At 37.8% G+C, this 11,915-nt stretch carries 13 protein-coding genes and 1 riboswitch; of the genes, 5 read left to right on the forward strand and 8 right to left on the reverse strand.

Annotated features, from left to right (window positions below):
* Window positions 1-11: 11 nt before the first annotated feature.
* Window positions 12-641 (reverse strand): YczE/YyaS/YitT family protein, encoded by a 630-nt coding sequence (locus ACIQAA_RS05405; protein ID WP_402616005.1) that lies wholly within the window; start codon window positions 639-641, stop codon window positions 12-14.
* A 345-nt stretch (window positions 642-986) separates the two neighbouring features.
* Entirely contained in the window at window positions 987-2,024 is a 1,038-nt protein-coding gene (gene cax / locus ACIQAA_RS05410) for a calcium/proton exchanger (RefSeq protein ID WP_402617077.1), read from the reverse strand.
* Between the two features lie 198 nt (window positions 2,025-2,222).
* Between cax and ACIQAA_RS05415 the strand changes: the two genes are divergently transcribed.
* Window positions 2,223-3,401, forward strand: a complete 1,179-nt coding sequence (locus ACIQAA_RS05415; RefSeq protein WP_402616008.1) for an MFS transporter — start codon at window positions 2,223-2,225, stop codon at window positions 3,399-3,401.
* Window positions 3,402-3,571: 170 nt separating this feature from the next.
* The gene (locus ACIQAA_RS05420; protein ID WP_402616011.1) at window positions 3,572-5,488 is read left to right on the forward strand and encodes a heavy metal translocating P-type ATPase; all 1,917 of its coding nucleotides are present in this window, start codon (window positions 3,572-3,574) and stop codon (window positions 5,486-5,488) included.
* A gap of 244 nt (window positions 5,489-5,732) precedes the next feature.
* Here the strand turns inward: ACIQAA_RS05420 and ACIQAA_RS05425 are convergent, their stop codons facing one another.
* Both ACIQAA_RS05425 and ACIQAA_RS05430 read right to left on the reverse strand, forming a co-directional pair.
* Window positions 5,733-6,569: a YihY/virulence factor BrkB family protein gene (locus ACIQAA_RS05425; protein ID WP_402616013.1), complete on the reverse strand. Its 837-nt coding sequence runs from the start codon at window positions 6,567-6,569 to the stop codon at window positions 5,733-5,735.
* 38 nt (window positions 6,570-6,607) lie between these two features.
* Entirely contained in the window at window positions 6,608-6,991 is a 384-nt protein-coding gene (locus ACIQAA_RS05430) for a YtxH domain-containing protein (protein ID WP_402616015.1), read from the reverse strand.
* Between the two features lie 233 nt (window positions 6,992-7,224).
* Between ACIQAA_RS05430 and ACIQAA_RS05435 the strand changes: the two genes are divergently transcribed.
* Window positions 7,225-7,452 carry a DUF1128 domain-containing protein gene (locus ACIQAA_RS05435; RefSeq protein WP_307197648.1) on the forward strand — a complete coding sequence of 76 codons (228 nt, stop codon included), beginning with the start codon at window positions 7,225-7,227 and terminating at the stop codon, window positions 7,450-7,452.
* A 24-nt stretch (window positions 7,453-7,476) separates the two neighbouring features.
* On the opposite strand, the gene map is transcribed toward ACIQAA_RS05435, so the two are convergent.
* Window positions 7,477-8,229, reverse strand: coding sequence for a type I methionyl aminopeptidase (gene map, locus ACIQAA_RS05440; RefSeq protein ID WP_402616018.1), 753 nt, complete (start codon window positions 8,227-8,229; stop codon window positions 7,477-7,479).
* Between the two features lie 206 nt (window positions 8,230-8,435).
* On the opposite strand from map, the gene ACIQAA_RS05445 reads away from it, so the two are divergent.
* Window positions 8,436-8,765 carry a helix-turn-helix domain-containing protein gene (locus tag ACIQAA_RS05445; protein ID WP_402616021.1) on the forward strand — a complete coding sequence of 110 codons (330 nt, stop codon included), beginning with the start codon at window positions 8,436-8,438 and terminating at the stop codon, window positions 8,763-8,765.
* A 57-nt stretch (window positions 8,766-8,822) separates the two neighbouring features.
* On the opposite strand, the gene ACIQAA_RS05450 is transcribed toward ACIQAA_RS05445, so the two are convergent.
* Window positions 8,823-8,972: an anti-repressor SinI family protein gene (locus ACIQAA_RS05450; RefSeq protein WP_402616024.1), complete on the reverse strand. Its 150-nt coding sequence runs from the start codon at window positions 8,970-8,972 to the stop codon at window positions 8,823-8,825.
* A gap of 32 nt (window positions 8,973-9,004) precedes the next feature.
* Window positions 9,005-9,092: riboswitch (cyclic di-GMP riboswitch) on the reverse strand.
* Between the two features lie 608 nt (window positions 9,093-9,700).
* Here ACIQAA_RS05450 and ACIQAA_RS05455 point away from each other — a divergent pair.
* On the forward strand, window positions 9,701-9,865 hold the full coding sequence (locus ACIQAA_RS05455) for a hypothetical protein (RefSeq protein ID WP_306075779.1): 165 nt from the start codon (window positions 9,701-9,703) through the stop codon (window positions 9,863-9,865).
* A 27-nt stretch (window positions 9,866-9,892) separates the two neighbouring features.
* Here ACIQAA_RS05455 and hutH read toward each other — a convergent pair whose 3' ends face one another.
* Window positions 9,893-11,404 (reverse strand): histidine ammonia-lyase, encoded by a 1,512-nt coding sequence (gene hutH / locus ACIQAA_RS05460; protein ID WP_402616027.1) that lies wholly within the window; start codon window positions 11,402-11,404, stop codon window positions 9,893-9,895.
* A 283-nt stretch (window positions 11,405-11,687) separates the two neighbouring features.
* Window positions 11,688-11,828, reverse strand: a complete 141-nt coding sequence (locus ACIQAA_RS05465; RefSeq protein ID WP_402616030.1) for an AAA family ATPase — start codon at window positions 11,826-11,828, stop codon at window positions 11,688-11,690.
* Window positions 11,829-11,915: the final 87 nt, after the last annotated feature.

Here is an 11,915-nt window from a genome sequence, read left to right on the forward strand (position 1 = left end):
CACAAAATATTTCAATATTTTGCCTGAAAATCCCCATCTGCCAGTCGATTCATTAATTTTTCAAAATAAGGAAAACACAGCTGAACAAAGGGACCGATTGTAAACGTAATAATGATGGTGCCAACACCAATAGGTCCTTGGAGCAAAAGCGCTGGAAATAATGCAACAAGTTCCCCAATTGTCTTCGCCGTCATTAAATTAACTCTAAAACGTTCTCTAATGGCCATCATAAAAGAATCAATGGGACTAGAAGGAAACTTAGCTTGTAAATAGATCGCTGCACCAAGCCCTATAATGAAAATCCCAAGAATTAAGGTAACGAATTTTAGCGTTAATCCATAAACTTCAAAAGACTCAAATATAAAAAACATCCATAAATCAACCAAAGACCCAATTAAGATGATGGTCAATAGCGATAATAGCTCAGGTCTTCTTTTTACCAATAATGAATTTATAACCACTAACACTGCACCTTCGATGATAATCCAGCTGCCAATCGTCAAACCTATCCATTCAGTAAGTGCAACATTTAGCGCATCCCAAGCCCCAGCCCCAAGCTCTGCTTTAATAGTTAAACAAACTCCAAAAGTCATAATGGATAAACCTGCAAAAAAGAAAAGAAACCGATAAAATAATGCCATATGTATCTCCTTAAAAAAATAATAATCAGAACATTTACAAAATTCGATTAATCAATTATAATAAACTTAACCTTAAAAAAGGAGGGCAGTAATCAATCGACGAACCATTTACATTAAGGAGGTTGGGATTCCACTCATATATGAAATTCAACACTCGTGTTTTTCTATTATAAATTAAACATGAAGGTTGGTGATTGATGGTCCCAAGAAACGCGATTGGTTTTACCCCGTAAACGCATAATGCTTAAATTATAGCACAGTTAATGGATTTACCCTTACATCGAATTGAATCATTAATTAAAGACTCTGAGCCCTAGGGCACAGAGTCTTTTTACGTTACATTATCTATAGAAGGAAGAATCCTATGCCCATAATGAAATAGGCTGCAAGTAAGGTGAGTCCTTCAAACCAGTTGGATTCACCGTCATTCGAAATGACAACCATCAGCAGTACCGAGGTTACCATTGCAATTAATTCAGGCATTGTAAATACAAGCGGCATGGTTTCAGTAAAGAATAGTGAAATTAAGACTAGCACTGGCGCAACAAACATAGCAATCTGCAAGGTGGATCCAATGGCAATCTCAACTGCAATATCCATTTTATTTTTAAAGGCCATCACTATGGCAGAGGCATGTTCTGCCGCATTACCAACAATCGCTACGATAATTACCCCAATAAACAATTCTGTCCAGCCAAATGATTCAGCCACAAATTCAAAGGTATGAACGAGATTCTCAGAAATGTAGGCTACAGCTAAAGTAGCGGCTAGAAGAACACCAATCGCCTTCCCCTTGCCCCATTCTGGTTCTTCCTCATGATGTGTTTCAGCATTCTCACTTTGATATACCCCGCGATGAGTAACCAATTTAAAGAATAGTGCTGCAAGGTAAAGTAAGATAAGAATAATCGATATCCCAATACTTAGGGTTAACGTTTTCGTTTCATTCATTTCCATCGAAAAAACTTCAGGGACCACAAAAGCTACAATCACAGCGAACATCAGCAGACCAGAATTATGCCTTGCATCATGTACGTTAAAAGTCTGCCTTTTAAATTTCAACCCTCCAATGAAAAACGATAATCCAGCTACCAGGAGAAGGTTCCCTAAGACTGACCCTGTTAAAGACGCAAGAACAACCCCAACCAATCCTTCCTTTAAAGCAAAAATAGATATGATCAATTCAACTGCATTTCCAAAGGTAGCATTCAGGAGACCGCCCACACGAGGTCCGGCAACAACCGCCAAACTTTCAGTTGCCCTCCCCATATAACTGGCTAGTGCGATAATTGAAACACAGTAAACAATAAAGAGGATCATGGTTGGCCAATGCATCAATGTCCCAATGACTGAAAGCGGGACTCCAATAAATGTAAGCAGCATAAATATTTTTTCCACTGTTTCTCCTCCTTTGGCTAACATAGAAAATAAGTATGACAAAAATGTATAAAAATTCCTCCGTTATGAGAGTTCCCTATTTTTGTGCTATTTAACATGATTGAAGCATATTTTTCTTGCAAATGCTTTATTTTCCCGATACCATCGAATGGGTATCAATTTTCAAACTAACGAGGTTTATATATGAATAAAACTAACTTTCGGTTTTGGGTTCTGGTGACCATAGTTGCGATTTCTGGCTTTTCCCAAGGCATGCTTCTTCCATTAATTGCCGTAATTTTTGAACAAGGCGGAGTTTCTTCTTCTCTTAATGGATTAAATGCCACCGCGCTCTACATTGGAATTCTTCTTGTCTCTCCTTTTATGGAAACACCGCTGCGAAAATATGGCTATAAACCAACGATTATTGTCGGCGGTGGACTGGTGGTTGTGGCACTGGCATTGTTCCCGTTGTGGAAATCCTTTTGGTTTTGGTTTTGTTTACGAGCTCTAATCGGGATTGGTGACCATGCCTTACATTTTGCCACCCAAACCTGGATTACCTCCTCCTCTCCAAGCGAAAAAAGAGGACGCAATATTTCATTGTATGGATTATTTTTTGGGATTGGCTTTGCCAGCGGACCTTTAATGACCCCTCTGGTAAATGTTAATCAGTCGTTGCCATTTATCGTTTCATCTATCTTATGCTTGATCGGCTGGGTATTTGTATTTGCCTTAAAGAACGAGTTTCCAGAACAGGAAGTCGAAATTAATTCATTTTTCAATACCTTCAAGCGCTTTAGAAAAACGATGAAATATGGCTGGGTCGCTTTCCTGCCGCCTTTCTGCTACGGTTTTTTAGAATCCTCTTTAAACGGCAGCTTCCCAGTGTACGCTTTAAGAAGTAATATCGATGTAGCCAGTGTCTCCTTGGTGTTAACTGCCTTTGCCATTGGAAGCATCATCACCCAGCTTCCATTAGGTGTCCTTAGTGACCAATATGGGAGAAGGAATATCTTGATGATTGTACTGCTTCTAGGTTTCTTAAGTTTTTCAGCTGCAAGCATATTTGAACAATCCTTTATAGGGCTATTCATATCCGTGCTTTTATCAGGAATGGTAGTGGGATCGACATTTTCTCTTGGAATCAGTTATATGACGGATTTAGTCCCTAAGAATCTGCTGGCGACTGGAAATTTATTATGTGGGATCTTTTTTAGCTTAGGAAGTTTAAGCGGCCCGATCATTGGCGGTCTTTTCATCCAATTTTTCCAAAATATAAGCTTCTTTTATATTATCAGTACGATGCTGTTAATCTTATCCATCGTTATTTACGTGTTTGGGAAAAAGACATTTTCTATGGCAGAGCAGCATCATTCTTAATTTTTGGAGCATTTTTATATATTAAACATAAACTATATGATAAAATTAAAATAAATCTTAATAAATAATTGTTTGTGAAATCTGCTGTCATCTCCTTTGATGACAGCTTTCGTGTTTTTTAGGGGTAATGATTTTGATTATTTTTCTCAATTAGGGGGAGGGAACTGAAAATGAGCACGGATGCTAAGAGATTATCAAAGATAATACCCAAAGTAGGTATTATAGAAAAGATTAAACCTCATGCTGAATTGATTGCTGCTGGTTTAAGCGGTGTTTTCATTGCCACAGGATGGATTACCGACAAAATGAATGACCATGTGGCTTCTATTATCTTTTATTTGTTGGCTTTTGTGATTGGCGGCTTTGCCAAGGCCAAAGAAGGAATTGAAGCAACATATGGAAACAAACAGTTAAACGTCGAAATGCTGATGATCTTTGCAGCGATTGGGTCTGCGATTATCGGCTACTGGACGGAAGGTGCCATTCTAATTTTTATTTTTGCTGTTAGTGGCGCATTAGAAACTTATACGATGAACAAAAGTCATAAAGAGATCTCTTCACTAATGAAGCTGCAGCCTGAAGAAGCTCTTGTTATTAACAACGGTGTGGAAAGGCGTATACCTGTTTCCGAGCTGAAAGTCGGCGACCACATACTTGTTAAGCCTGGGGAAAGAATTCCCTCAGATGGTGTCATTAAGAAGGGGCATACAAACATTGACGAAGCTGCCATTACAGGTGAATCAATGCCCGTCTCAAAAGGACTAGAGACAGAAGTGTTTGCTGGGACGGTCAATTTAACAGGCGCTATTACTGTTCAAACAACAAAAGCTAGTAATGAAACACTTTTTCACAAGATCATTGAGCTCGTACAATCAGCTCAGAGTGAAAAATCTCCATCACAACTGTTTATCGAAAAGTTTGAAGGTACCTATGTAAAAACCGTATTAGCTGCCGTTTTATTGATGATGTTCCTGCCCTACTTCTTACTGGATTGGACCTGGAATGAATCCTTTTATCGGGCCATGATTTTATTAGTTGTTGCTTCTCCTTGTGCCCTTGTTGCTTCCATTATGCCAGCAACATTGTCAGCCATTTCAAATGGTGCAAAACGCGGGATTTTAGTAAAAGGCGGCGTACATTTGGAGAATCTAAGCCACTTGAAAGCCATTGCCTTCGACAAAACTGGAACGCTGACGAAAGGGAAACCTGAAGTTACTGAAATTATCATCCATGAAGACTTTGAGGAAGCCGAGCTATTATGGAAAGCAGCTTCAATTGAAAATCAATCCAATCATCCTCTTGCACAATCGATTGTCAAATATGTGAAAGCCAATCTTGACCGAGACCTTCTTCACCCAGAAAACCTTGAAGATGTCTCAGGATGGGGTTTGAAAGCAGAAATATCTGGGGAACAGTGGAAAATAGGCAAGGCTGATTTTGTTGGCAGAGAAGCCGCTCTAACATTTGCTGACGGCAAAGCAGCTGACCTTGCCAGCCAAGGGAATACTCTTGTATTTGTGCAAGTTAACGATTGTTTAGCTGCGATGATTGCTTTAAAAGATGTGGTTAGACAAGAAACAAAGACGGCCATCGATCATTTAAAGAAACAAGGTATTTACACGGTTATGCTTACTGGCGATAGTGAGAAAACAGCAAATGCGATTGCAGAAGAAAGTCATGTGCATCAGTTCTATGCAGAATGTCTGCCTGAAGAAAAAGTGGAGCAGCTTAAAAAGCTGAAGGAGAAATACGGAACGATTGCGATGGTTGGGGATGGCATTAATGATGCCCCAGCATTAGCGGTTGCAAATGTTGGAATTGCCATGGGGGAAGGTTCAGATGTGGCACTTGAAACCGCGGATGTGGTTCTAATGAAAAATGATTTACCAAGGATTGCTGAAGCCATTCATCTTTCACAAAGGATGAACACAATTATTAAACAAAATGTTATCTTCTCTATCACGGTAATCATGGTCTTAATTTCATCTAACTTTTTTCAATTGCTGGATTTGCCATTTGGTGTAATTGGGCACGAAGGCAGTACGATTCTTGTGATTCTTAACAGTTTAAGGCTTTTAAAAAATTAGGCTGTGTTAACATTTAGCTTTAACACAGCCAAAAATTAAAGAACCGGGCTAAGCCCGGTTCTATTTAATGGTATCCATTGCTTCCGTTTGCAGATCCTGAAGTTTTATTTCCTTTACTGCCTTTACCCTTTTGTTTTGTACCGCCATCTTTTTTTGTATGTTTAGTCATGGTGAGCCCCCCTATTTGGTTGTCTGTTCCCCACCTTTATTGTTTGCAATAAGGAATTTTTCATAATGAAAAATTTTAACAGTTTGATTTATTTTTCTCACTATAGAAAGCATTTATCTCGCCGCCGATTATGATTATAAACCCTGAAATGTATAACCAAATGAGCAATACAATAATGGCCCCAATACTTCCATAGGTCAGTGAAAAATTGTTAAATTTACTTACGTAGAAAGATAAAGCATAGGAGGAAAGGATCCAGCCAACGGTTGCAAAACCAGCTCCTGGGAATGCACTTCTACAGCGTAATTTAACATTGGGAGCAATCCAATACAATCCAGTAAAAATAATAAATAATATTAGCGCACTGACGACTAATCGTAACATTTCCCAAATACGGAGGAATTCCAGCTTGAAACCTAAATAAGAGAAAAGAAAAATTCCAATTTCCCTTCCGAATATCGGAAGTAATACAGCAACCATAAAAACTAAAATCATCCCTATCGTCAGCACGATGGCCATACCTCTAGAAACGATAAAAGAACGGCTTTCTTTTACATTGTATGCCTTGTTAAAAGCCCTAACCAAGGCATGAATTCCATTGGATGCAGACCAAATCGTTCCAATAACCCCAAAGGAAAGCAAACCTCCATTGCGATTATTCATCACATGGTTAACATTTTTTTCGATTAAATCCATAGTCTGCGGGGGTGCAAACTCTCTAATACTCCCTAAAAAATCGGGGTATGGAATGGGCAGATATGGCAGTAACGTAAAAATGAAAATAAGAAGTGGAAACAGTGATAGAAGAAAAAAATAGGCGAGCTGAGCGGATAACCCTGGTATGTCATCTTCTTCAATCCGGTGCCATAACAGTCTGAACAAGGATTTGCGGACATTCACTGTTTTCTCCATTTTCTCACCTCTCCTTCATACGTATTCCATTCATATTCTTATTTCTCTGCTGAGACTTCTTCCACATCAACCTCTTTTAATAAATCTTCGACGAGTGTTGAATCTTCATGTTTTGAAAAAGTACTTTTCGTTTCCTTGATCACTTCTTTTACTTGGGGCGTTAACTCACGGAGTTCGTCCACTTTTCCTGTAATGTAAGAAATGTCCTCGCTGACCTGCTCAATCGTGTTTCTAATTTTTTCAGCACTCTCTTTAACATTTTCCGTGATTTCTCCAGGATGGCGAACAATATAAGAAACTTGCTCGTACGCTTTTTTTACATTGACCTTCATATCCTGACGTGTTTTTTTATCTAATAAGCTTAGTGCTCCACCTGCTAAGGCACCATAGAACATGCCTTTCAAAAATAAATTTTTACCCATTTTTTTAACCTCTCCTTCCAAAATGTTTTTATCATTCTTTTCGTCACCATGTAAATAATACCAATATACTCCACTTTATATTTTGCTTTAAGCTTCCTGCCAAATGCAAGAAATGACCATATTTTAATCCTATTATTTTATTACCCATCAATAGAAGCATTAAAACAAGTTTAGATTGACATCCATCAACGAAAGTGGAAAGATAAAGTTACGAATACTGAAAGGGTGACGGGATGAATTTATCAGAGAAAACAGTTGAAAATGTGGAGTATATGATTGAACAAATAAAAGAAAAATTAAAGGTATTAAATCTAGGAGCCATTAAACCTTCACACTTTGATGAAGAAATGTACGAGGAATTAAAAGAGATTTATGAGATGGTTATGAAAAAACCTTCTTTTAGCCCTAACGAAATGCAGGCTTTGGTCGAAGAATTAGGAAACCTTCGCAAAAATAAGTAAAACAGATCCCAAGGATCTGTTTTTTTATTTTTCCTGTTCAGTTAAAATAATCGGACCATTCTTGGTGATGGCAATGGTGTGTTCATATTGAGCAGAATATTTACCATCAATCGTCCTAGCTGTCCAGCCATTACTATCCATTTTTGTTTGATACATACCGATATTGACCATTGGCTCAATCGTAAATACCATACCTTCTTTTATTCTAGGACCTTTTCCAGGCAGTCCATAATGTGGTACATCGGGTTTTTCATGAATGACGGCACCAATTCCATGACCAATAAAATCACGAACAACCGATAAGCCTTCCCCTTCAACATAGGTTTGAATAGCATGACCAATATCTCCAATCCTATTTCCAGGGACTGCCTGTTCAATTCCTTTATACAGTGCCTCTTTTGTAACTTTTAATAAATGCTCTGTTTCTTTTGCGACTTTCCCAACAGCATAAGACCATGCTGAATCCGCTAACCCTCCATTATAATTGACGACCATATCTATGGTTACGATATCGCCTTCCTTTAACGGTTCCTTTCTTGGGAATCCATGGCATACTTCGTCGTTAATACTCGCACATGTGGCATATTTATAGCCCTTATAGCCCTTTTGCTGTGGGGCAGCATTGTGTTTTAAAAGATAATCATCCACAAATTCATCAATTTTCCAAGTTGTTATACCTGGTTTAATCATTTTTGCAATTTCTTTATGACATGAAGCAAGAATTTCCCCTGCTTTTTTCATTCTCTCAATTTCCCGCTGTGATTTAAGGACAATCATGATCTTCCCAACCTTTTTATATTATTTTTATGTATTCTTATAGAATTGGAAACACATTTTAATATTATCGCTAAGCTAACATTTTTTCAAAAAGTTTTTGATTTCGAGAAATATTTTTGTCATAATAGGCCGTTCTTAATATGGAACTTTTTCAGCTTTTCTGATAAAATTATTATAGTAATAATAAAAATTAGGTGTGTGAGCCCATGATAGGTGATCGTGTAAAAAAACTGCGGTTAGAAAAAAAGATGTCATTATCAGAACTTGCCGAGCAAGCTGGAGTTGCTAAATCTTATTTAAGCTCTCTAGAAAGAAACCTGCAAAGAAATCCATCTATTCAATTCCTTGAAAAGATTTCTTCTGTATTAAACGTACCTGTTGATCATCTAATAAATGAACACATTAATAAAGAAGAATTAGATAGCGATTGGATGAGCATTGTAAAAGAAGCGATGGATTCGGGTGTTTCAAAAGAACAATTTCGCGACTTTATTGAATTCAATAAGTGGCGAATTGGCCAAAATAATAACGAATAATAAAAGAACAAAGCATACTACCTGGTTTTTGTAGTATGCTTTGTTCACTTATGTATCTTAACGATTTTTTAGTACGACCTCTCCTACTTCGTTCTGATGGAGAAAATTAAGGATTGTTTCTTTTGAAATTCCAAGCTCCTTTGCCTCTAAAATAAGAGCTAACCATTCTGCGTCCATTCCATTCTTCATACAATCAACTATTGCCACTCTCACTCACTCCCAAAATACATATTCGTATTCCAGGCAGCCCGGCCATCATAGTAAAATATATACCTTAGATCCTCGGCTTTGCGTCCCTATTTTTCAATAGGTTTGCCCTTTTCTGTTTCGAAATGCTCATAAATCATTGATTATTCAGTATATTTGATAGACAAGTCTTCCTGATTCATAATTACTATGTTTATTATATCTAGTACTTTTTTAGTAACGTGTTGTATTTTGTCAAATAGTTTATTTTTTCGAACCTTTTTTTTACACAATTTATTCCAATTTTCTACAAAAACCCCCTTAAGATTCTCGCATAATGTCTATATTTTACAATTTAAATGGAAGTTTATTGGAAAAAGGAAGCAGTTGCAGTCGAAATTAGTTTATTTTACCTAGGGAAAGATTTTGTAAAATGCTCCAAAAAGACTAAAAAATCCTGTGAATTTTGTCTATTTTGTGACAATTGACATCTATTATAAACACCATTAAAATATACTAAATATTCAAATAATGGTGGTGAATCTAATCAATGACAACCATTCATGTGTTAAATTACGCTATTCCGATTGCCTTTGTTGTTTTTTTTGGTTACCTTCTTGATCGTATGTGCAAACCTGCAAAGTCTGATGAAAAAATAGAAGGTAAATAATACTCTTTCCTACTCATCTTCACTAATAAATTTCCTTCGTTTGGGAATGATACATTCGAAGACGAAAGGAGTGTTTAATTTGGCACGTGGAGAACATTTTAACCATAAAAAGAAGGGTCATCCTGGAAATTTACCAAAAGATAACTTAGTTGAGAGACACTCAAAGGATGCCATTGGGGATGAGGAGTTTATTGTAGTACAAGAAGCATTTAAGAATAGAGTTGAAACGAAAGACGTAGAATAAAAGGCGTGAATTTCACGCCTTTTTTGCTTATTTAACAAAATTTTGAATGAACATCCTTAAGTCCATTTCCTTTAGACCGGCTGCAGCCCTTTCGATATCTTTGGAAAAGATTCGATCCTTCTTTATGGAAGGAACAAGCTCCCTCCCCTTGTCATACATCTTCTTGGTCTGGCTGGCCATTTTTTCTACCCCGCGAATTTCAACGGCCTGCATGGCACAAATTAGTTCAATCGCGAGCACTCTGCGAGCATTCTGGATAATTTGATAAGCATGTCTAGAGGCTATCGTTCCCATACTCACATGGTCCTCTTGATTCGCAGATGAGGGAATGGAATCGACACTTGCTGGGTGTGCAAGTGTTTTATTTTCTGATACTAACGACGCCGCGGCATACTGCATAATCATCGCACCTGACTGCAATCCAGGCTCCGGGCTTAAAAAAGGCGGCAGATCATTCAACTGTGGATTTACTAATCTCTCGATACGTCTTTCAGAAATATTAGCAAGCTCGGCAACCGCAATTTTCATAAAGTCCATCGCGAAGGCAATCGGCTGCCCATGAAAGTTCCCGCCGGAAATAACCTTTTCCCCATCATCAAATATCAATGGATTGTCTGTAGCCGCATTCATTTCGATTTCTAATTTTTCTTTTACATAATCCAGTGCCTGCCAGGAAGCACCATGAACCTGTGGAATACACCTTATCGAATAAGCATCCTGAACCCGGTATTCTCCTTGAACACTGGTTAATAAACTATCACTTAGGTAACGTCGAATTCTTGCTGCCGTGTCAATTTGCTGCTGGTATCCTCTTGCTATATGAACCTCCTCTGCAAACGCGTCAATGATTCCGTTCAATCCTTCCATTGTCATGGCTGCGATAAGTTCACTTTCAAATGCCAGCTGTTCCGCTTCAAGATAGCCGACAACTCCCATGGCGGTCATCGCCTGCGTTCCATTTATTAACGCAAGGCCCTCTTTTGCCTCTAATGTTATCGGAAGAATCCCTTCCATTTGAAGCGCATGGATTGAATCCATCCGATTTCCTTTGTAAATTACCTCCCCTTCCCCAATAAGCACTAAGGCCAAATGGGAGAGCGGCGCCAAATCCCCGCTGGCACCCAGTGAACCCTGCTGAGGAATAACTGGGATGATTTCTCTATTAACCAGCTCTAATAGTTTCTCAATCACAATTGGTCTAACTCCTGAATACCCTTTTAAAAGTGCATTGGCACGTAAAAGGACCATTGCTTTGGAAACAATTTCCGGAAAAGGTTCACCAACACCACACGCATGTGAGCGTATTAAATTAAGCTGTAAATCTCTGACATGATCCTTATCGATTAATACATCACTAAACTTTCCAAATCCTGTATTGATACCGTAAACTACTTTGCGCTCGGAAACGATTTTCTCTACCGCTTCACGGCTCTTTTTTACAAGTTCCATACTTTTTTCCGATGCAAAAACCTTCTCTTTTCGATATAAAACCTCTTTCATTTGTTCCAATGTTAAACTTTGACCTGTTAGCATGATCATATTTCTCGCTCCTCTACCACTTTATTAGAATAAAGAAAGAGGCTGGATTCCATATCAGATTAGATTTGGAGTCCAGCCTCTTTTATAAACATTACTTGATTAAATTTTGTTTTTGGATGCCTCATAGGTTATCAGTCCATTCAAATATTTTTATTCTAATAATTATTGTATGTGAAGAAAAGCTTGATTGTCAATATAATTGTCAGAATTTTAGCACGATAACACTTTAGCACAATAATAAAGGACAGTGGAAGTTGTCTATATTACAAATTAGATTGCGGGTCTAAATCAATAACATTCTTTTATTACGTTTAGTTGCAAGAAAATAGCCAATTTCCTTAGTAAGAGTAGTTTTTCCAACTCCACCCTTCATATTAATATACGAAATTACTTTTGCTGGGTCTTTAACTTCAACTTCTGTCATGATAACAGGGGCAGTTTAATTGAAGTAGGCATCTCACATCTACCTCATCTTATTTACAATGAAAGGAGCAAGGTAAGAGTTAGTTGA

This window comes from Neobacillus sp. NPDC093182, from assembly GCF_044754045.1.